22 protein-coding genes are annotated in these 19,285 nt (G+C 54.2%); 15 read left to right on the top strand and 7 right to left on the bottom strand.

Annotation, left to right across the window (positions count from 1 at the left end; genetic code table 11):
• The first annotated feature begins 12 nt into the window (after positions 1-12).
• Genes RHK62_RS12340 through purB form a run of 3 tightly spaced genes read left to right on the top strand, consistent with a single transcriptional unit; the run spans position 13 to position 4,625 of the window.
• Positions 13-2,157, top strand: coding sequence for an ATP-binding protein (locus tag RHK62_RS12340; protein WP_302678436.1), 2,145 nt, complete (start codon positions 13-15; stop codon positions 2,155-2,157).
• Between the two features lie 31 nt (positions 2,158-2,188).
• Positions 2,189-3,277: an LOG family protein gene (locus tag RHK62_RS12335; protein WP_206200402.1), complete on the top strand. Its 1,089-nt coding sequence runs from the start codon at positions 2,189-2,191 to the stop codon at positions 3,275-3,277.
• A gap of 52 nt (positions 3,278-3,329) precedes the next feature.
• Positions 3,330-4,625 carry an adenylosuccinate lyase gene (gene purB, locus RHK62_RS12330; RefSeq protein WP_302678435.1) on the top strand — a complete coding sequence of 432 codons (1,296 nt, stop codon included), beginning with the start codon at positions 3,330-3,332 and terminating at the stop codon, positions 4,623-4,625.
• Here purB and pyrE read toward each other — a convergent pair.
• Entirely contained in the window at positions 4,622-5,191 is a 570-nt protein-coding gene (gene pyrE / locus RHK62_RS12325) for an orotate phosphoribosyltransferase (protein ID WP_302677386.1), read from the bottom strand. The genes purB and pyrE overlap by 4 nt on opposite strands.
• 14 nt (positions 5,192-5,205) lie before the next feature.
• Entirely contained in the window at positions 5,206-6,672 is a 1,467-nt protein-coding gene (gene cysS, locus RHK62_RS12320) for a cysteine--tRNA ligase (RefSeq protein WP_302678434.1), read from the bottom strand.
• A gap of 98 nt (positions 6,673-6,770) precedes the next feature.
• On the opposite strand from cysS, the gene rpsN reads away from it, so the two are divergent.
• The 3 genes from rpsN (at position 6,771) to RHK62_RS12305 (ending at position 9,128) form a co-directional block, all read left to right on the top strand.
• The gene (gene rpsN, locus RHK62_RS12315; RefSeq protein ID WP_011057663.1) at positions 6,771-7,073 is read left to right on the top strand and encodes a 30S ribosomal protein S14; all 303 of its coding nucleotides are present in this window, start codon (positions 6,771-6,773) and stop codon (positions 7,071-7,073) included.
• A gap of 43 nt (positions 7,074-7,116) precedes the next feature.
• Positions 7,117-7,404: a 4a-hydroxytetrahydrobiopterin dehydratase gene (locus RHK62_RS12310; protein WP_310453777.1), complete on the top strand. Its 288-nt coding sequence runs from the start codon at positions 7,117-7,119 to the stop codon at positions 7,402-7,404.
• Positions 7,405-7,490: 86 nt separating this feature from the next.
• Positions 7,491-9,128 carry an acetolactate synthase large subunit gene (locus tag RHK62_RS12305; protein ID WP_206200397.1) on the top strand — a complete coding sequence of 546 codons (1,638 nt, stop codon included), beginning with the start codon at positions 7,491-7,493 and terminating at the stop codon, positions 9,126-9,128.
• Here the strand turns inward: RHK62_RS12305 and RHK62_RS12300 are convergent.
• From RHK62_RS12300 to RHK62_RS12280, 5 genes are all read right to left on the bottom strand, one after another.
• Positions 9,125-10,864, bottom strand: coding sequence for an FAD-dependent oxidoreductase (locus tag RHK62_RS12300; RefSeq protein WP_302677388.1), 1,740 nt, complete (start codon positions 10,862-10,864; stop codon positions 9,125-9,127). The genes RHK62_RS12305 and RHK62_RS12300 overlap by 4 nt on opposite strands.
• Positions 10,861-11,508, bottom strand: a complete 648-nt coding sequence (gene lepB / locus RHK62_RS12295; protein ID WP_302677389.1) for a signal peptidase I — start codon at positions 11,506-11,508, stop codon at positions 10,861-10,863. The genes RHK62_RS12300 and lepB overlap by 4 nt, the downstream gene beginning before the upstream one ends.
• A gap of 132 nt (positions 11,509-11,640) precedes the next feature.
• Positions 11,641-12,498, bottom strand: a complete 858-nt coding sequence (locus RHK62_RS12290; protein ID WP_302678429.1) for a fructosamine kinase family protein — start codon at positions 12,496-12,498, stop codon at positions 11,641-11,643.
• A gap of 11 nt (positions 12,499-12,509) precedes the next feature.
• Positions 12,510-12,737 carry a Calvin cycle protein CP12 gene (locus RHK62_RS12285; protein ID WP_011057657.1) on the bottom strand — a complete coding sequence of 76 codons (228 nt, stop codon included), beginning with the start codon at positions 12,735-12,737 and terminating at the stop codon, positions 12,510-12,512.
• A gap of 127 nt (positions 12,738-12,864) precedes the next feature.
• Positions 12,865-14,466 (bottom strand): NAD(P)H-quinone oxidoreductase subunit 4, encoded by a 1,602-nt coding sequence (locus RHK62_RS12280; RefSeq protein ID WP_302678428.1) that lies wholly within the window; start codon positions 14,464-14,466, stop codon positions 12,865-12,867.
• 312 nt (positions 14,467-14,778) lie between these two features.
• Here RHK62_RS12280 and RHK62_RS12275 point away from each other — a divergent pair, with 312 nt between their 5' ends.
• Genes RHK62_RS12275 through RHK62_RS13150 form a run of 9 tightly spaced genes read left to right on the top strand, consistent with a single transcriptional unit; the run spans position 14,779 to position 19,161 of the window.
• Positions 14,779-15,120: a cation:proton antiporter subunit C gene (locus RHK62_RS12275; RefSeq protein WP_149819866.1), complete on the top strand. Its 342-nt coding sequence runs from the start codon at positions 14,779-14,781 to the stop codon at positions 15,118-15,120.
• A 9-nt stretch (positions 15,121-15,129) separates the two neighbouring features.
• Positions 15,130-16,554, top strand: a complete 1,425-nt coding sequence (locus RHK62_RS12270; protein ID WP_310453776.1) for a cation:proton antiporter — start codon at positions 15,130-15,132, stop codon at positions 16,552-16,554.
• Entirely contained in the window at positions 16,551-16,940 is a 390-nt protein-coding gene (locus RHK62_RS12265; protein WP_206200391.1) for a Na+/H+ antiporter subunit E, read from the top strand. Before RHK62_RS12270 ends, RHK62_RS12265 begins: the two co-directional genes overlap by 4 nt.
• Positions 16,937-17,197 carry a hypothetical protein gene (locus RHK62_RS12260; protein WP_181495024.1) on the top strand — a complete coding sequence of 87 codons (261 nt, stop codon included), beginning with the start codon at positions 16,937-16,939 and terminating at the stop codon, positions 17,195-17,197. Before RHK62_RS12265 ends, RHK62_RS12260 begins: the two co-directional genes overlap by 4 nt.
• Before the next feature lie 14 nt (positions 17,198-17,211).
• Positions 17,212-17,490 carry a monovalent cation/H(+) antiporter subunit G gene (locus RHK62_RS12255; protein WP_181496944.1) on the top strand — a complete coding sequence of 93 codons (279 nt, stop codon included), beginning with the start codon at positions 17,212-17,214 and terminating at the stop codon, positions 17,488-17,490.
• Positions 17,483-18,013, top strand: a complete 531-nt coding sequence (locus RHK62_RS12250) for a DUF4040 domain-containing protein (RefSeq protein ID WP_302678426.1) — start codon at positions 17,483-17,485, stop codon at positions 18,011-18,013. Before RHK62_RS12255 ends, RHK62_RS12250 begins: the two co-directional genes overlap by 8 nt.
• Positions 18,010-18,669, top strand: coding sequence for a Na(+)/H(+) antiporter subunit B (locus RHK62_RS12245; protein ID WP_302678425.1), 660 nt, complete (start codon positions 18,010-18,012; stop codon positions 18,667-18,669). The genes RHK62_RS12250 and RHK62_RS12245 overlap by 4 nt, the downstream gene beginning before the upstream one ends.
• Entirely contained in the window at positions 18,624-18,869 is a 246-nt protein-coding gene (locus RHK62_RS12240; RefSeq protein WP_399375816.1) for a DUF2887 domain-containing protein, read from the top strand. The genes RHK62_RS12245 and RHK62_RS12240 overlap by 46 nt, the downstream gene beginning before the upstream one ends.
• Positions 18,841-19,161: a DUF2887 domain-containing protein gene (locus RHK62_RS13150; RefSeq protein ID WP_399372959.1), complete on the top strand. Its 321-nt coding sequence runs from the start codon at positions 18,841-18,843 to the stop codon at positions 19,159-19,161. Before RHK62_RS12240 ends, RHK62_RS13150 begins: the two co-directional genes overlap by 29 nt.
• The last annotated feature ends 124 nt before the right edge of the window (positions 19,162-19,285 follow it).

Here is a 19,285-nt window from a genome sequence, read left to right as displayed (position 1 = left end):
AAGGAGGCAACGGTGAGCCACGAGCGGCAGGCAGTCCGCCACCTGTTAGTCCTCGAAGACAGTGAGGGGCGGCGACCTATTTTGCTAGAGGCAGCCACTTATTCCATCGGTCGCGATCCAACGAATTCAATTGTGCTTCACTCGAAGATGGTCTCACGGCAGCACGCGATTTTGTTACGGGTGACCAGTCCTGAAACCAATAGCCATCTTTTTCGCCTCATTGATGGTGATTTGCAGGGCAAGCGCAGTACGAATGGCACTCTGGTCAATGGCCAGCGGATTGTTGCCCATGATTTGCGTGGCGGTGACATGATTGTGTTTGGCGGCGATGTGCGTGCCCGCTACTTGACCTTGACGAACATGACGGATACGGAGTTTCAGGATTTTTGCCGCAGTACCGATGTCTTAGGATTTCTCTCCAAAAGCACCAATCCCTTTGCAACACTTGTCCCCCTCAGTGAAGGTAATATCGAGAATTTTAGTGAAGCGGCCTTAGTGCGCTTGGCCTCCTATCCGGAGCTGACGCCCAACCCAATTTTGGAAGTGGATTTAGAGGGGAGGGTGACGTATCTCAATCCAGCGGCAGTGATACAGTTTCGAGATCTACAGCAACAGAAGTTGACTCATCCTCTATTGCTGGGATTGCCGGAACTCGCACGCTACATGAAGCAAACCCAAGAAAAAGTGCATGTGCGGGAGGTGGAGTACCAAGGGCGCATCTACGAGCAATCCATTCACTACATCTATGAAAGTGAGCTGATCCGCAGCTATGTCATGGATGTCACCGATCGCAAGCGAGCCGAGGAACAACTGCGCAACCAAGCCCGCCGTGAGGCCATCATTAACCGCATCATTCAAGCCATGCGTACCACTATGGTGGCAGCGGAAGTTCTGCAAATTACCGCTGATTTACTCCTAGAAGCCTTGGGATCGACCCTCTGCCTGATTACGCAAACCCATGCGCCCAATAGCCCTACCTATGCCAGCCGTCCTCAATTTGTCAGCTTACCCAACCACTTGATTGCTCTCAACCAGCAGGCGATCGTCCTCTTTGAATCTACCCTTCGCAGCGGTGAACAGGTGGTCTTAGCTGCCAGTCGCCCAGATCTGCCAGAGCCGCTGCAAACGGATCTCAGAACCTTAAATGTCAATGCCTTGGTGATCACTCCCCTAGTTTACCTTGGCCAACTCCTCGGCCAAATTACGCTCCTCGATTGGGAGTGGGAACCCAGTGAGGCAACGTCCGTTTTGGCAAGCGATCGCCAGCTTTGGCAACAAACCCTGCCCAAGTCTTGGACACCAGAAGATTTAAGCCTCGTCAAAACCATTGCCGATCAGTGTGCCCTCGCCATTCACCAAGCGCAGCTTTACCAACAGGTACAAGAACTCAATGCGGATTTGGAGCGCCAAGTGCGCGCCCGTACTGCCGAACTGGAACAGAAAATGCAGGAGCTAGAGCGGCTCAATGCCATTAAGGATGATTTCTTGAGTACCGTTTCCCACGAGTTGCGTACCCCCATGGCCAATATGAAAATGGCCATCTATATGCTGAAGCAATTTGCCACCGACGATCGCCAGAAACGCTACCTCGACATTCTCGCCAATGAGTGCAACCGCGAAACGGAATTGATCAATGATTTGCTGGATCTGCAACGCCTAGAGGCAGGGCGCAGCCAGATTCAACAGGAGGTGATTGATCTCGACAGTTGGCTGCCCTCGGTGCTCGAACCCTTCCGCAACCGCATGCAACAGCGGCAGCAATCCCTTGAGATTTTGCGCCCCGCCACGTTGCCGCCCCTCCTCTCCAACCGCCATGCCTTAGCCCGCATCTTGGCAGAGTTACTCAACAATGCCTGTAAGTACAGCCCTGCTGGCGCACAGATTGTTGTCCGTTTTGATCCAATCGGGGGCGATCGCCTGCAAATTCAAGTGAGTAATCCCTCAGAGATTCCTAGTGAGGAGCTACCGCGCATCTTTGAAAAGTTTTATCGCATTCCCAATGCCGATCCGTGGCAACAGGGGGGAACGGGTTTAGGCCTTGCCCTCACCCAAAAACTCGTGGAGCAATTGCAGGGTGAAATTAGCGCCGACAGTGAAGCGGGCATTACCACCTTTACCCTCAGCCTACCCACTGCATCAGGTGATCCCGCTGCCTGATAAAATAGGGTGCTAACGTTCTTAGGGTGCCATGACCCTTTCGCGAGTCGCTTTAAGTAGCCTACAGCAAGACCTTGAACAGTTAATTCGTCGCTTGGATAGGGTGCCCCACGGCGACGTGATTTACCAAGCCCTGCAACTTTTTCTGGATATTGCCGATGAGGAACTGGAACGACTAGATTGGAAGATTCTGCGTTCCTGCCTGCGGGATATGCACCAAGCCCTGCGGGTCTTTGCCCCCTATCGCCATACCCGCAAAATTTCGATCTTTGGATCGGCACGCACTCCCTCCACGGCGCCAGTCTATGAAATGGCGGTGGCCTTTGCCCAAGCGGCGAGTGCCACGGGGTTTATGATTATCACCGGTGCCGGGGGTGGCATCATGGAGGCTGGCAACAAAGGGGCAGGCTCCAATAAGTCCTTTGGCCTGAACATTGAACTCCCCTTTGAGCAGGGGGCTAACCCCTATATTGAAGGGGATCCGCGTCTGATTCACTTCAAGTACTTCTTTACGCGCAAGCTCTTTTTGCTCAAGGAAACCGATGCCATTGCTGTATTTCCCGGTGGCTTTGGCACCCAAGATGAAGCCTTTGAATGCTTGACTCTCTGTCAAACGGGCAAAGCCCCCCCTAAACCCTTGGTCTTGATGGACATTCCCGGCGGCACCTACTGGCAGCATTGGGATCGATTTATTCGTGAAGAACTGGCAGCCAAGGGACTAATTAACCGTGAAGATCAGGAACTCTACCGCATTTGCACCAGTGTTGAGGAGGGGTTGGCTTACCTCAGTGGCTTTTATCGTGTCTATCACTCTAGCCGCTATGTGGGCGATCGCTTGGTGCTGCGGTTGAACCAAGACATTAGTGATGCCGCCTTGGCAGAACTCAATCGCGATTTTCAAGACATCCTCGTGTCGGGGCAGATTGAACGCGCTGAACCGTTGCCTCGGGAAGTGGAAGACGAGCAACCCATTAACCGTCCTGCCTTGACTCACACGCTCCACCTGCCGCGATTGATCCTGCACTTTAACCAGCGGGACTACAGCCGTCTTTACCAACTCATCTATCGCCTCAATGGCTTTGCCACGGCGGAAACTGTGTACCATCCCGAACGCAAATAGGCGATCGCCCCCAGATGACCGTTTTTGATCACCCTTAGAGATACATACGCCCATGATCGAACGCTATACCCTTGCCCCAATGGGGAATCTCTGGACGGATGCCTACAAATTAAAAACATGGCTCGATGTTGAGATTGCGGTCTGCGAAGCCCAAGCCGAACTGGGACATATTCCTGCTGACGCCGTCGCTGAAATCAAAGCCAAGGCCAAGTTTGACCCCCAACGGGTGCTGGAAATTGAGGCAGAGGTAAAGCACGATGTCATTGCCTTCCTCACCAATGTCAACGAACATGTTGGCGATGCCGGCCGCTATATTCACCTTGGCTTGACCAGTTCAGATGTCCTCGACACCGGTTTAGCCCTGCAATTGGTGGCCAGTCTGACGCTGATTCAAGAGCAGTTGGAGCAGCTCATTCAGGCAGTACGCCACCGTGCCCAAGAACATCGCTATACGGTGATGGTGGGACGCAGTCATGGGATTCATGCCGAACCCATTACCTTTGGGTTCAAACTCGCGGGTTGGCTGGCGGAATTGCTGCGCCATCGCGATCGCCTGTGCCAATTGCAGCGCACCGTGGCCGTAGGCAAAATTTCGGGGGCAGTGGGCACCTATGCCAATGTGGATCCGCGGGTGGAGGCGATCGCCTGCCAAAAACTCGGTCTCCAACCCGATACCGCTTCAACACAGGTGATTTCCCGCGATCGCCATGCCGACTATGCCCAAACCCTTGCCCTCTTGGGAGCCAGCCTCGAGCGCTTTGCTGTTGAGATTCGCAATCTTCAGCGCACCGATGTCCTTGAAGTCGAGGAATTCTTCTCGAAGGGACAAAAAGGCTCCTCTGCGATGCCCCACAAACGCAATCCCATTCGTTCCGAACGACTGACCGGTCTAGCGCGGGTGCTGCGGGGGAATGCTTTGGCTGCCCTTGAAAATGTTGCCCTCTGGCATGAGCGGGATATTTCCCACAGTGCGGTGGAACGGGTGATTTTGCCCGATAGCTCGATTCTCAGCCACTTTATGCTGGTGGAAATGACTGACTTGGTGCAGACGCTGCAGGTCTATCCCGAAAATATGCGCCGCAATATGAACTGCTACGGCGGTGTCATCTTTAGTCAGCGGGTGCTCTTGGCGCTGGTGGAGAAGGGGCTGAGTCGCGAAGCTGCCTATGCCTTGGTGCAAAAACATGCCCATGCCGCGTGGAATCAACCCAACGGTGACTTTGCTGCCAACCTCAAAGGGGATCCAGAGATTCAGCGCTACCTGGCACCAGAGGAACTCGAGGCCTGCTTTAACCCTGAACATCACCTCAAGTACCTCGAGGAAATTTACCAGCGGTTGGGAATTTAGACCGCATTGAGGTAGGCTTCGAGGTCGCTAATCCGAAAGAGCGATCGCAGGGGTATTCCTTGAGCGGCAAAGGCAGCTTCCCCGCCCGCTTGGCGATCGACAATGGCCAGAACCTCATTGACCACATAGCCTGCCTCTTGGAGCCGCAGCACCGCCTTGAGGGCAGACCCCCCCGTCGTGATCACATCCTCAAGCACCGTGACCACCGCCCCTTGGGGCAAGGGGGGACCTTCAATAAAGCTCATCGTGCCGTGGCCTTTGGCTTCCTTGCGCACAATCAGCGCTGCCCGATCCTGCCCGTGCACATTGGAGAGCACGCTCACTGCCACCACCAAGGGATCCGCCCCAAGGGTGAGACCCGCCACCGCCACCGCTTCAGGGGCTAACTGCGCCAAGAAGAGCCGCCCCACAAGGTAAGCGCCCCGCGCTGATAGGGTCACAGGTTTGCAGTTGATGTAGTAGTGGCTTTTTTGGCCAGAGGAAAGGATAAACTCGCCGGCACGGTAGGCATCGCGGCACAGAAGCGCCAAGAGTTCCTGACGCAGGTCAGCAAGGGAATCGTGCATAGTGTTCTCCACAGTTAGGGGGTTGAGCCAGCGGGCACGCGAAACCAATGGGTGGTGCCGTCCTTTTGATCCACGAGTTTGACCCCTTGAGCCAAAAGGAGATCCCGCAGGCGATCGCTCTCCGCATAGTTCTTGGCTTGGCGGGCAGCGGTGCGAGCAGCAATTAACTCTCGAATCTCCTCATCGGTTAGGCCAACCGTTGACGCAGCTTGTGCCTCTGCTTTTGCCTCTAGACCCAAAACCTGAGCAAGAGTGACTAGGGTGTGCCAGTCGCGGCTGATTTCAGCGGGCGATCGCCCCCAGTCTCCCCCGTGGAGATAGCGATGCTGCTCACGATTCAGGACTTTGGCCAGTTCAAAGATGACCGCTAGAGCTGCTGCGGTGTTCAAGTCCTCATCCATAGCTTGACAAAAGGCTTGGGTACTGGGGTGAGCTTTGACCCCCTCTGGATCAATGACGGGCAGGGAGAGCTGCCGATTGAGCTGTAGCGCCTCCTTCAGGGTTTGCCAGCCCTTGGCAGCGGCGGTCAGTGCCTCTGGCGTAAAGTCCAAGGGTTTGCGGTACTGAGCCTGCAAAACCAACAGGCGCAAGGCCATGGCATCCACCCCCTGAGCCAGCAGATCACGAATGGTTGTGAAATTCCCCAAGGACTTGGACATTTTCTCTGTGTTGACGGTAACAAAGCCGTTGTGGAGCCAAAATCGGGCTAGGGGCTGTTGCGTCACCGCCTCCGATTGGGCAATTTCATTCTCGTGGTGGGGGAAAATTAAATCCATGCCACCGCAATGAATATCCACCGTTGCCCCAAAGGCCTGTCGCACCATTGCCGAGCATTCAATGTGCCAGCCGGGGCGCCCTTTACCCCAAGGGGCTTCCCACGGGTCATAAACAGCCATTTCCTCCGGCTTTGCGGCTTTCCAGAGGGCAAAATCAAGGGGATGGCGTTTGCGCTGCTCCTCCTCTTCCTCAATGCGGCCACTGGCACCGGCCATGAGTTGCTCAAGCTGGCGCCCGGAGAGCTTGCCATAGCTGGGAAATTGTGCCACGGCATAGTAAACATCCCCGCCGGCCACATAGGCATAGCCGCGATCCAGTAGCCCTTGAATGAGGTGAATAATTTCTGGAATCACCTCTGTCGCGCGGGGATAAGCAGTGGCAGGTAGGATATTCAAGGCCGCCATGTCCTCGTGGTAGGCGGCAATGTAGCGATCGCTCACTGTGGCCATCGTCTCGCCGTTTTCATGGGCGCGGCGCAAAATCTTGTCATCAATATCGGTAAAATTTTGCACATAGTGCACCACGTAGCCCAAGAACGTGAGATAGCGGCGCAGCACATCCCAAGCCACATAGGAACGGGCGTGCCCCAAATGGCAGTAGTCATACACCGTGACACCACAGGCATAGATCGTCACCCGCTCTGGGTGCAGGGGCGAGAAGGGTTCAAGGCGGCGAGACAGTGTGTTGTACAGATGTAAGGGCACAGAAACACCCCGCAAGGATCAACAGTTGCAGCAGCAAATCGCTCTTTGATAGGATATAGGATACCAAATTCATCATTATCGAGGACAAACACACCCCCATGGCCAAAAAAAGCATGATCGAACGGGAAAAAAAGCGGCAACGGCTTGTTGCTAAATACGCCAGCAAACGCCAAGAACTCAAGGCTCAACTGGCCAGCGCCGAAACCCAAGAAGAGATCATGAGCATCCATCGTCAACTGCAACGGTTGCCCCGCAATAGTGCCCCTTCGCGGCTACGAAATCGCTGCTGGTTGACAGGTCGTCCTCGTGGTTATTATCGTGATTTTGGCCTCTGCCGCAATGCCCTGCGGGAAATGGCCCACCAAGGGTTGCTGCCGGGGGTGGTCAAGTCCAGTTGGTAAATTGCCTCTGCTACCCTAGAGCTAATAGGGTTGAGGCACAACCATGGCAGAGCGACTCTCTCCAGCCGATATTGAGGCACAACTAGCAAACCTAGCGGGCTGGAAATTGGCGGGCGATCGCCTTGAGCAAACATTTGTTTTCAAGGATTTTCTTGGCTCCATTGCCTTTGTCAATCGTCTGGTGGATCCCGCTGAGCAAGCTGGACATCACCCTGATTTATCCATTTCTTGGAATCGGGTGACGGTCTGCCTTACGACGCATGATGCCGGCGGCATTACCCAAAAGGACATTAATCTGGCCAAGGTGATCTCCGATCTGGCCGCGGCATAACTTTCGTCAGCATTTGCCAATATTTAAGGATTGGGCGAAAAAGACAGAACTACGATAGGGAGTAGTGCCCGCGATCGCCCATCCTTATGAATACCGCCGAATTACTCGTGAAATGCCTTGAAAATGAAGGCGTAGAATACATTTTTGGTCTGCCGGGGGAAGAAAATCTTGATGTTCTGCAAGCGCTGCGTCGCTCCCCCATTCAATTTATCACCACCCGCCATGAACAAGGGGCGGCCTTTATGGCCGATGTCTATGGTCGTCTCACCGGCAAAGCGGGGGTGTGTCTTTCTACTCTCGGTCCCGGTGCTACGAATTTAATGACCGGTGTTGCCGATGCTAACCTCGATGGTGCTCCTCTTGTGGCCATTACAGGGCAGGTAGGCACCGATCGCATGCACATCGAGTCCCACCAATATCTAGACTTGGTGGCCATGTTTAGCCCGGTAACCAAATGGAATGCCCAGATTGTCCGCCCCAGCATTACGCCAGAAATTGTCCGCAAGGCCTTTAAGATTGCCCAGAATGAAAAGCCAGGGGCGGTTCACATTGATGTGCCCGAAAACATTGCCGCCATGGAAGCTGAGGGCTATCCCCTCAAGCCTAGCCCGCCCGAAAAAACCTATGCCTCGTTCCAGAGCATTCTCAAGGCCGCTGAACTGATCAATGCTGCTGAGAACCCCCTGATCTTAGTGGGGAATGGCGCTATTCGTGCCCACGCTGCCGCTGCCCTCACCCATTTTGCCGAAAAGCTGAATATCCCCGTGGCCAATACCTTCATGGGTAAAGGGGTCATTCCCTATCAGCACTCCCTTGCCCTGTGGACGGTGGGACTCCAGCAGCGGGATTACATTAGCTGCGGCTTTGATCATGCTGACTTAGTGATTGCCGTTGGCTATGACTTGATTGAGTATTCCCCGAAAAGCTGGAACCCCGATGGCCGCTTGCCCATTATCCATATTGCGGCCACCCATGCCGAAATTGACAGCAGCTATATTCCTGTGATTGAGGTGGTGGGAGATATTTCTGATTCCCTCTATGAAATTCTCAAGCGGGCCGATCGCCAAGATAAGCCCACCCCCTATGCCGTGCAACTGCGCCAAGACATTGTGGCTGACTACTGCCAATATGCCCAAGATGAGAGTTTTCCCGTCAAGCCGCAAAAGCTCATCTACGACCTGCGTCAAGTCATGGGGCCAGAGGATATCGTCATTTCTGATGTGGGTGCCCACAAGATGTGGATTGCCCGTCACTACCATTGCGATCGCCCCAATACCTGCCTGATTTCCAATGGCTTTGCCGCAATGGGGATTGCCGTACCAGGGGCAATAGCGGCGAAATTAGTCTATCCGCAGCGGCATGTGGTGGCAGTCACCGGCGATGGCGGCTTCATGATGAATTGCCAAGAACTGGAAACCGCGCTGCGCATAGGAACCAACTTTACAACCATCGTCTTTAATGACGGCGGCTATGGCCTCATCGAGTGGAAGCAGCAGCGCTACTTTGGTGAATCTGCCTATGTCCACTTTGGTAACCCGGACTTTGTCAAGTTGGCCGAGAGCATGGGACTCAAGGGGTATCGCATTGAAGCCACCGCTGATTTTATCCCAACGTTGAAAACTGCCCTTGCGCAGTCTGTGCCCAGCATTATTGATGTCCCCGTGGACTACAGTGAGAATCTGCGTTTTAATCAACGCCTTGGGGAGCTAAGCTGCGAAACTTAGGCCACGCACGCCACCCGAATCCAAGGGGCGTAGGGGTTCATAAACCCCGTTACTGTGATTCGCTGCCCACTTTGATAGGTTTGCAGTTGCTCGTTGACGGTGGGGTGGAGTGTTACCAAAGGCCAAGACCACTGATCCGTGCGGAGTTGATACGCCTGTTCCCCTAGTTTCACAAATTCGCCGCTAACCGTTTGCATGCCGGCGCTCACGATCATGGGTGTCGGTTGGGCGATCGCCACCGTCGGCGGTAGGGGAACTGTGGGATCAAATGTATTGAGTGTCTGGAGTTGCCAAGCTTCCCATTCGGGATGTTGCGGCGGCAGGTTAAAGAAGGGAAAGATTGCCTGTCGGCACTCCTGAATCAGGGGCTTCAGATCAAGGGTGCCCACCAGTTGGTGCAGCGATTTCCCTTGGCGAATGGCTGTGGCGGCTAGCCACCCTGCCCCCTGTCCAATGCCCATTACCAGCGGTTGCAAGCGAGTGGCACCATTGGCAATATGGGTCACCGAGATATTTTTCTCTGCCACTAGAAAGCCCTCTACCGTCTGGGGAATCAACGACGTATAGGGAATCACGAAGGGCGTCCCCGTCCAACGACCGCCCCAACGAATGGACTTAGGGACAAGGGGGAGTTCCATCCCCGGATAGTGGTGATCGTTCGGATAGTTGCCGATGGCAATGCCCGTGTAGTGACCTTGGGCATCAACGGGTGGTGGCGCAGTGGGGAGAATATCCTGCTCGTGAATTGTGGTGACACCCATCAGGCGCCGACTTTCGCGGTAATAGGGATGGAGGGCATAGGCACCGCCCCCCAGTTGGTCAGGGAGTTGGGGAAACGTCTCTTCCGCTAAGCCATAGCGGCGACCCAACTGTTGCTGCACATAACGGGCAAAATCTTGGGCGTGCCAGCGTGCCTCTTGGCAAAAGGCCTGTCGCTCTTGGGCAGAGCCAATCAGCCGTTCCAGACCCACCCCATAGTCATTCCCCTGCTGCGGCCAGTTGAGGATAAAGCGGTTTCCCGGCAGGCGGCCATAGTTGAGAAAGTGCAGCGGGTCATAGCCTGCCCAAGCACCGTTAAACTTGTGCTCATCCCAAAGGGGAGAAGGGGGAATCTCTGGGGCAGTGGCACCCTCACCGTAGTCCTGTAAAACGACAATCCATGTGGGGGCTTGAACGGGATAGGTTTGAGTCAAGGCTGTGGGTGCTGGGGGGGCTGAGGGTTCTTGGGTGTCTGCCTGCCACTCCCACCCCCAGCGATGGGGAATTTCCCCCAAGGCAAGGAGATCCCCGAGTTCTGTGGCGTCAATCGTGATTTGGGCATGGAGGGTGAGGGTGGTCAATTCCACCCCGAGGACGCGATCGCCTTGGCGCAAAACCGCTTGGGGAAGTTCACCGACAAGCCACGTCAGGTTGGGGGTTGCCTTGACCCACTCGGCAAAAAGATCAGCGGCGACCTTTGGCTCAAAGGTAAAAAAACTCACCCAAGCATGATCTAGCCCCCCCACTTGGCGTTGGGCGATCGCCCGCAGAAACTCACCCCACAGCCCGGTTTGCCACGCCATGAGTTCATTGCCATCGGGCGCCGCCACCCCAGCACTGGTGAGCATGCCCCCTAGCCACGGCGTTTCACTGACCAGCACCGTTTGCGCTCCCATACGAGCCGCCGTTAAAGCAGCAGCTACCCCCCCTGTGCCACCACCCACAACGAGTACCTCGGTGCGCAGGGTTTGCCTCACTGTTGCGGTTCCTTGGGATCGGTAATCAACCCCCAACGATCGGGGGGCCAAAAGCGAATCGCCGCACGACCAATAATGTAATTGCGCGGTACCACGCCCCAGCAGCGGCCATCAAAGCTGTTATTGCGGTTATCCCCCAAGACCAAGTAGCTGTTGGCAGGAATCACCTGCGGTTGAGCCAGATAGGGCTGAATACCGGCACAGGTATCGACGGAGGTCAATGTCGAGGGAGCTAGATAGGGTTCGGGTAGGGGTTGATTGTTGATATAGACGCGCCCTTGGCGGAGTTCCACGCGATCCCCAGGCAAGCCCACCACCCGCTTGATAAAGGCATCACGAAAGCCTGCCTGTTGCAAGGCCGGAGTTGGATTGAAAACAATAATGTCGCCGCGATGGGGGGCATGGAAATAGTAGCTGATCTTTTCAATAATCAGGCGATCGTTAATCAGCAGGGTTTCTTCCATCGAGCCGGTGGGGATATAGCGCGCTTCTGCTACAAAGGTACGAATACCAAAGGCCAAGAGAGCAGCCAGCCCCAAGGTTTTGGCCATCTCCAGCCACCAAGGTTCTGTCGTCTTTTCGGCCTTGGCTGTCACTGATTCAGGGGTAGAAGCATTTGTGGGTGGCACTTTGCCATCGGACATAGGAAGGAATCTCGCAAACACTCAAAAATTGAAGCCATGCACTCCACGATACTACAGGGATGTGAGGCGAGGGAGCACTGTTTGATTTTAGAGTGCTTTGGCAAACGTTCTGTTCCACAGGGCAGCTTGTAGTTAAAGGATCTGCTCAATCATGTACTGGGCTTGAGTCCCATAACTGCCGCCAAAGAGATTGAAGTGATTGAGGATGTGGTACAGGTTGTAGATGGTTTTCCGTTGCCTATAGTCAGCCGCTAAGGGATAGGTGGCGTTGTAGCCCTCATAAAAGGCCGCAGGAAAGCCACCAAAGAGTTCACTCATGGCCAAGTCCACCTCGCGATCGCCATAGTAACTGGCGGGGTCGAAAATGACGGGTTCCCCCGTACGACAAAAGGCAGCATTTCCCGACCAGAGATCGCCGTGCACTAGGGTAGGGGTTGGCTCATGGTTCAGGAGTTCTGGAATGGCTGCTAGGAGCTGCTCCGCCTTGGGAAAGTGTCCACCCCGACGGCGAGCCAGATCAAACTGATAACGCAGGCGAGCATCGCGGAAAAACTCCCCCCAGTTGTCTGACCAAGGGTTGATTTGAGGAGTGGCACCAATGGTGTTATTCTCCGACCAGCCATAGCGATCGCCAGTGCTCTTGAGGTGCAACTGTGCCAGCTCTACCCCCATTTGCCACCAATCTCCGGCACTGGTGAGGGGCAAGTATTCCAACACTAAAAAACTCGCGTCCTCAACCACTCCCCATAGCAGGGGAAGGGGAACACGAATCGCTTGAACCTTGGCGATCGCCCGCAGGGCATTGGCTTCGGCAGCAAACATGGCCTGACGTTCAGGGCGATTGAATTTAACAAAGAGGGGTTGCTCAGGATGTTGCCACACATAGGTGGTGTTGATACTGCCGCCCCCTACCGCAAGGGCTTTACCCCCATGGAGCCGCTGACCCGTCGCTGCGGCAAATTGATCCCACAACTGTTGCCAGCGACCCACACCCTCAACCCTTAGTCGTCGTAAATGCGGCACTCAGCAGCATCAGGGTTGTCATCACAGTACTGCTGGAAGGAGGTTTTGTGATCTTGCTGCTCAGCGCGTTGGTGGGCAGCTTCCGCTTGCAGTTCCTCAAGGGCATCCCAAGCGGCGGCACACTGTCCAGAGGTTGCCCCTTCGGTGTCACAGATTTTGTGGGCTTCCTCGCGGGCTTGTTCAATTTGTTTCTCGAGATTACTCATAGAGCCTTTATTGAATCACCGTATTCAGTTTATGCAATCTGCCCAAGGGCAGGAATGCCGTTACTCCACTCTAGCAATGAATGCCCTGAACTGCCAGTTGGAGACGGTGCATTCCCACCCCTCACCCCTAGAGGGTACTGTCGGCAACGGTTGCTTCACTAACTAGGCTGGGGGCGGATTGGGTCAGTTGGGCATAGAGGGGCAGATGGTGCTGCACTACCGCCGGCAGAGCCGCATGGACATGGCTAGCGATCGCTGTCGTGGTCACATCGTAGGTTTGGGTGGCTAGCTTGGGATACATCCCCACAGCAATAATCGGCACCAACAGGGACAGGGCAATGAAGGTTTCACGGGGATTGATGTCCAACAGCAGTTTGTCAAACATATCGCCCGCTTGTTTGCCCGTAAAGACACGGCGCACCATCGAGAGCAGATAGACGGGCGTAATAATCACCCCAACAGCGGCAAGGAAAATCACCCCCACTTTGAAGGTCGTGGAGTAGGCATCACTGTTGGTCAAGCCCAAAAAGACCGTCAGTTCACTGACAAAACCACTCATACCGGGCAGCGCCAGCGAAGCCATAGAGCCGGCAGTAAAGAGGGCAAAGGTTTTCGGCATGGATTGGGCAATCCCGCTCATTTTTGCCATGGCCAATGTGTGGGTGCGATCGTAGGTCACCCCGGCCAAGAAGAAGAGAACAGCCGCAATCAAACCGTGGGAAAGCATTTGCAGCATCGCCCCATTGAGACCAATGCCATTGAGGGCACCAATGCCCAGCAGCACAAAGCCCATGTGGGAAATCGAGGAGTAGGCCAGCCGCCGCTTCAGGTTTTCTTGGCCAAAAGCAGTCAGGGCACCATAGACAATATTCACGACCCCAAGGGCAATCAGAACAGGGGCAAAGTAGATGTGGGCATCCGGCAACATTTGCAGGTTGAAGCGAATCAGGCCATAGCCCCCCATTTTCAAGAGCACGCCTGCCAGCACCATTGACACGGGCGCCGAGGCTTCACCATGGGCATCGGGTAACCAAGTGTGTAGCGGAAAAATCGGCAGCTTGACACCAAAGGCAATCAGGAAACCACCATAGGCCAGCAGTTCCAGCGCCAAGGGATAGTCCTTGAGACCCAAGGCCGCCATGCTGAGCGTAAAGTCCCCCCCATAGAAGGCCATCCCGAGGCCAGCAATGAGGATAAAGAGGGAACCAACGGCAGTGTAGAGGATGAATTTTGTAGCGGCGTATTGGCGTTTGGCTCCCCCCCAGATGGAAATGAGTAGATAGACGGGCACCAGTTCCAATTCCCAAATCAGGAAGAAGAGGATGAGGTCTTGGGCGGCAAAGACGCCAATTTGGGCACTGTAGAGCGCCAGCATCAGGAAATAAAATAAACGCGGCTTCTGCTTTACTTGCCAAGCCGCAAAGATTGCCACTGTGTTGACCAGACCCGTCAGCAACATCAGGGGGACGGCAAGGCCATCAACCGCTAGGGACCAGTTCAGGCCGATTTGCGGCAGCCAAGGCACGGTTTCCACCATTTGGATCTGGGCGGATTGGGCATCGTAGTGCTGCCAGAAAACCATTGCCGAGAGGCCAAATTCGAGGAGGGCGATCGCTAGGGCATACCAGCGGACTGTCTTCCCCTCACGGTCGGGCAATACGGGAATGAAAAAGGCTGCCACTAAAGGCAGCAGTGTCAGTACAGTCAGCCAAGGAAATTGGACATTCATCAGACAACCCCCCAAGGGACGAGTCCAGTACTCTGTTCACGCATCTGAATAAGAATATATACCTATTTGCCAAATGTTGCAAATTGTTAAGCATTTTTCTAAATTATAAAGTTTGTGGCACTTCTATTGACAAAAATCTATTCTATAAAGAATTAATATTGATCTGAATAAAGTCAAGATGGGGGTTGACGGGCTTAAGGTTCCTCACCGTTGGTTGCGGCAGTGCAGTTTTATAGCAACAGGCAAGGTGTAACGGCAAAGCAGAATGTTACAGTTTGTTCTAAATACCAGAGTGTCTGGGGGTGGGGTCTCATGATTTTCTTGGAAGCCAGTGTTTTTGTCACTATCCTCGTCGGGTTTCTAGCAACGATCGTCAAGAAAAACCTGCTAATGAAGATTGTGACGATGGATGTCATGAGCACCGGCGTAGTGGCTTTGTTTGTGGTCATTGCCACCCACAGTGGTCTGGTCACGCCCATTGCCCGTGGCGGAGCCTTTGATGCTGCCTATGCCGACCCCGTACCCCAAGCCGTGATTTTAACCGCGATCGTGATTGGCCTTTCGATTCAAACGCTGATGCTGGTGGCAGCAATGAAGCTAGCGCGGGATAACCCGACGTTGGAAACCCCAGAAATTGATCAAAAGTACCTGTAGGGAGCGGCAATGACGGCGCTGGCGATCGCTTGGATTTTGTTGCCCTTTGTGGCGGGTTTAACGCTTTACTTATTGCCCCCCTTAGCGCGGGGTCTGCCGCTGGCGATCGCCCTTGTTTCCCTCTGTGTCGGCTTAGGCATCACCATTAACCAAGTCAACACTGCGTTTGTCCTACTCGATAGCTTTGGCATTTCCCTGAGCATTGACCCCCTCAGTGGCTACTTTATTGTCACCAATGCCCTCGTCATTTTGGCAGCACTGTTACATACGTGGCAGGAGGGTTATAAAGCGTTCTTCTATGTGCTGCTGTGTCTGCTCCACGGCTGTGCCAACACCGTCTTTATTTCAGCGGATTTCCTCAGTCTCTACGTCAATATTGAGGTGCTGGGGATTGTTGTCTTTTTGTTGATTGCCTATCCCCGTAGCGATCGCCCCCTCTGGATTGGCCTACGCTACCTGATGGTGAGCAACGTGGCCATGCTCTTTTATCTAATGGGGGTGGCGCTCGTCTATCAGACAAACCATACCTTTGCCTTTAGTGCCCTGATGCAGGCACCGCCAGAGGCTGTGGCGCTGATTTTGATGGCATTGTTGGCCAAGGGCGCCATTTTCATTAGTGGGCTTTGGTTGCCCCAAACTAACGTCGTTGCTGCTCCCATTGTTGCTGCTCTCCTGGCCGGCATTGTCGAAAATGCTGGGGTGTTTAGCCTTGCTCGCGTCAGTCTGCTCCATAGCAACATTGCCGATATTGTGCAGCTGTTTGCCCTCGCCTCGATCTTTTTTGGCTCAATATTTGCCTTGGTGGCCGATGATGTACGACGGATGCTCAGCTTTAGTACCCTTGGCCACCTGGGATGGGTGATCATTGCCCCACCGGCAGCGGGTTTGTATGCTCTGATGCACGGCTTAGCCAAGGCCAGTCTTTTTTTGAGTGTGGGGGAACTGTGCCACTATCGTCTTAGTGAATTGCGCCAAGAGGGTCTGCCGCGCCCAGTGGCGATCGCCCTGATTATTGCCGGTTATGGCATTGTCGGTGTGCCCTTCCTTGCTGGATTCCCCGCTAAGGCCTTGACCCTGAGTTACCTTGATCCGTGGCAGCAGGGACTGCTCTATGGTGCTGGCTTTTTGACCGCCACAATTTACAGCAAATTCCTCTTTTTGCCCCGCTATCCCAGCAAGACCCCTATGGGCTATAGTGCCGCCACAATGGTGCTCTTGGGTGGGCTATTTCTGGCCAATGCCGGCTACATGGAAGCCTACAGTAGTGGCATGAGTTTGTTACGCGCCTTTTTGCCGCCCTTGGTGGGGTGTGGCCTAGTGGCCTTGGGGGTCTCCCGCTGGGAATCCGCTTGGCGAGGGGCTTGGGAGCGCCTAGAGCATCTTCTAGGGGTGATGCTGTTACTCTTACTTGGCTTGGTGGGGTTAGCGCTATGAATTATTTGAACTTTGCCCTGCGCCTGACGATTTGGCTACTGCTGACGGCGGACTTTGGCTTGGTCAATCTGGCGATTGGGATTTTGGTTTCGCTCCTGCTGCCCCAAGGGCGAGGGGGTGTGGCAACACTGCGGCAGTGGCTGAGTACCCTAGGAAAAGTGGCGATGGCTGTTCCCCGTGCCTACTTTGAGACAATTGAAATGATGGTGCGTCCCCATCGTCATGAAGCGATCGTCCGTGAACCCGTTGATCCTACCCGTGCCCCCGGTCTGATTTTTCTGGATATTTTTACGATTACCTTCACCCCCAAGACGATCGTGCTGCACTACGACGAGGAGGGCTGGTTTGAAGTGCATCAACTAGTGGAGCACAGACCCGAAAAATGACCGCCTTTTTAGTCATCATGCTGTTGATTCTGGGCATTCCCCTCTATGCTGCTTGGAAGGGGGAGCACATCTGGTCGAAGATGTTGGCCTTTGCCAGTATTGCCACAAAGGCAGCCATTATGATCTTGCTGGTGTCGGTGCAGCGGGATGATTGGATGATTGGCATTGTGGGGGTGATCATCCTTAGTGTGGGCAATGGTGCCCTGATGCTCTTGGCGCAGATTCTGCGGCGACTACGGGATGTCGCCAATCTTTAGGGAGGGGGTCAGTGATTTTACAGTGGATCAGTTATGCCTGTATTAGTTTTGGTCTCTTTCTTTGGCTGTGGGGAACATGGCCGCTGGTGGGTCGGCGATCGCCCCTCTATAAACTGCATTTTTTGTCAGTCTCCGATACCTTAGGTTCGATGGCGATCATGATCGGGGTGTTACTGCGCATTCCCCGCGAATGGCCGCTTCTGGTCTTGGCGTTGATCTCCCTCGCCCTCTGGAACACCATTCTGGGCTACGTTTTGGCCTACTGCTCCCAAGGGGAGGACACTGATGGATAGCTGGCTCATTGCTGTCACTGCACTCTTGCCTCTAACGGCTCTGATGCTGGTGTTTCAGGAGAATCCCTACCACGCCCTTGTCATTCGTGGCATTATTGGTGCGGTGGCGGCCCTGCTCTATGCCATTCTCGGCGCTGCCGATGTGGCGCTGACCGAAGCCCTTGTGGGAACAATGCTCTCAATTATGCTCTACGCCGTTGCAGTACGCTCTTCCTTGGTGCTGCGATTGGGCATCTTAGCTTCGGCACTCTCCAGCGATAGCTTGGATCACTTACTGGCAGCCATTCGTGAAGCCGTTGCTCCCTATCATTTGCGTGTTGAATTAATCATTTATCCCACCTTTGAGCAACTTAAAATAGCGCTCCGCGATCGCGAGATTCATGCCCTATGTGCTGAAGAAACCACTCAATTATTAACGATGACCCGTGTAGCACGCCTTTACACCATCCTCAAGCCCCAGCTCACCAATCTCACAGAACTCGTGTATTACCCCTTGCCCAGTGAAGAGGAGTCAGCGACATGATTTGGCTCTATGGCATTGCGGCAGTGCTGCTGCTGGTGAAAATGCTGATGATCCCCACCCTACCTGCGGTACCAACGCTTCCCATTGTCGAAACCCTTGTTAACCAGAGTGGCATTCCCAATGCCGTTACGGCTGTGATTTTGCGCAATCGCCTGTACGACACCATTTTTGAAGTGGTGGTATTCACTCTTGCCATCATGGGGGCACAGTATCTACTCAGCAATGAAAAACCCCTTGGCCACGTTAGCCGCTTTAATGATCAGCCCTCGATTGTTTTGGCAAGATTTGGCGCCACCATTTGCTCCCTTGTGTGTATTGAGTTGGCCTTGCGGGGGCACCTGAGTCCGGGGGGTGGATTTGCGGCTGGCGTTGCTGGCGGGACGGCGATCGGGCTTGTGGCCATTACCTCAGCTCCAGAATGGCTAGAAAGCATCTATCGTCGCTTCCATGCCGCCAGATGGGAAAAAATCTCCGTGATTGTTTTCATTCTCTGCGGTGCCAGCCTGTTGATGGGGGTGGCCTTGCCGGCGGGTCAGTTTGGCACGCTCCTCAGTGGTGGCTGGATTCCTTGGCTGAATATCCTCATTGCCCTGAAAGTGGCTTTGGGGTCGTGGGCGGCAGTGCTGACATTTATTCGCTATCGCGGCCTGCTTTAATCCATGCTCCCGTGATATATTCCCTAGCCCATGCGCCGCGACTCCCTCTTTTACCAACTTTTGCTCAACTGCCTCAGACGCTCTTTGAGCTGCTTGGAATTGACTATCCTAGGGGCTACCGCTTTGACTCCGTTGAACTCAAGCAAACCGCCTTCCGCATTGACGGTGTCTTTGTCCCCCCTGATCCCTTATTTTTGTGAAGTCCAGTTTCAAAGAGATAATACCTTCTACGAACGCTTCTTTGCTGAAGTCTTTCTCTATTTGCGTCTGTATCGCCAGACCTTCTCTGATGGGCAAGCCGTGGTCATTTATCCCAATCGATTACTTGCGCAGCGGAGTCAGACAGAAACAGACCTGAAGCAGCAAGCCATAATAGAGTTAATCATAACAACTGTCCTGTACAAGTTCACCACACTAAGTCGCGAGGAGGTGCTGCGGATGCTGGGGTTTACGACTGAAGAGCTGAAGCGGACGCGGTTTTATCAGGACTGACCTTGGGGAAGTGTCTGATTGGCTTGATTTCTATGCTTAGCCCATGCCCCCTGACTCCCTTATGAGCTATAGCTCGGACTTACGAGAGCGGGTTGTCTCCTAATATCAAGCAAGGCGGCAAAAT

It is taken from the genome of Thermosynechococcus sp. HY213 (assembly GCF_031460975.1).
In the GTDB taxonomy this organism is placed as follows: Bacteria; Cyanobacteriota; Cyanobacteriia; order Thermosynechococcales; family Thermosynechococcaceae; genus Thermosynechococcus.
This window is presented reverse-complemented; position numbering and strand designations above follow the sequence as displayed.

Excerpts from the sequence above, each read along its gene's own strand:
- RHK62_RS12335 (WP_206200402.1), top strand. The coding sequence starts at position 2,189 with ATGACCCTTTCGCGAGTCGCTTTAAGTAGCCTACAGCAAGACCTTGAA.
- rpsN (WP_011057663.1), top strand. The coding sequence starts at position 6,771 with ATGGCCAAAAAAAGCATGATCGAACGGGAAAAAAAGCGGCAACGGCTT.
- purB (WP_302678435.1), top strand. The coding sequence starts at position 3,330 with ATGATCGAACGCTATACCCTTGCCCCAATGGGGAATCTCTGGACGGAT.
- RHK62_RS12265 (WP_206200391.1), top strand. The coding sequence starts at position 16,551 with ATGAATTATTTGAACTTTGCCCTGCGCCTGACGATTTGGCTACTGCTG.
- RHK62_RS12275 (WP_149819866.1), top strand. The coding sequence starts at position 14,779 with ATGATTTTCTTGGAAGCCAGTGTTTTTGTCACTATCCTCGTCGGGTTT.
- RHK62_RS12285 (WP_011057657.1), bottom strand. The coding sequence starts at position 12,737 with ATGAGTAATCTCGAGAAACAAATTGAACAAGCCCGCGAGGAAGCCCAC.
- RHK62_RS12260 (WP_181495024.1), top strand. The coding sequence starts at position 16,937 with ATGACCGCCTTTTTAGTCATCATGCTGTTGATTCTGGGCATTCCCCTC.
- RHK62_RS12280 (WP_302678428.1), bottom strand. The coding sequence starts at position 14,466 with ATGAATGTCCAATTTCCTTGGCTGACTGTACTGACACTGCTGCCTTTA.
- RHK62_RS12310 (WP_310453777.1), top strand. The coding sequence starts at position 7,117 with ATGGCAGAGCGACTCTCTCCAGCCGATATTGAGGCACAACTAGCAAAC.
- RHK62_RS12305 (WP_206200397.1), top strand. The coding sequence starts at position 7,491 with ATGAATACCGCCGAATTACTCGTGAAATGCCTTGAAAATGAAGGCGTA.
- pyrE (WP_302677386.1), bottom strand. The coding sequence starts at position 5,191 with ATGCACGATTCCCTTGCTGACCTGCGTCAGGAACTCTTGGCGCTTCTG.
- RHK62_RS12245 (WP_302678425.1), top strand. The coding sequence starts at position 18,010 with ATGATTTGGCTCTATGGCATTGCGGCAGTGCTGCTGCTGGTGAAAATG.
- lepB (WP_302677389.1), bottom strand. The coding sequence starts at position 11,508 with ATGTCCGATGGCAAAGTGCCACCCACAAATGCTTCTACCCCTGAATCA.
- RHK62_RS12250 (WP_302678426.1), top strand. The coding sequence starts at position 17,483 with ATGGATAGCTGGCTCATTGCTGTCACTGCACTCTTGCCTCTAACGGCT.
- RHK62_RS12270 (WP_310453776.1), top strand. The coding sequence starts at position 15,130 with ATGACGGCGCTGGCGATCGCTTGGATTTTGTTGCCCTTTGTGGCGGGT.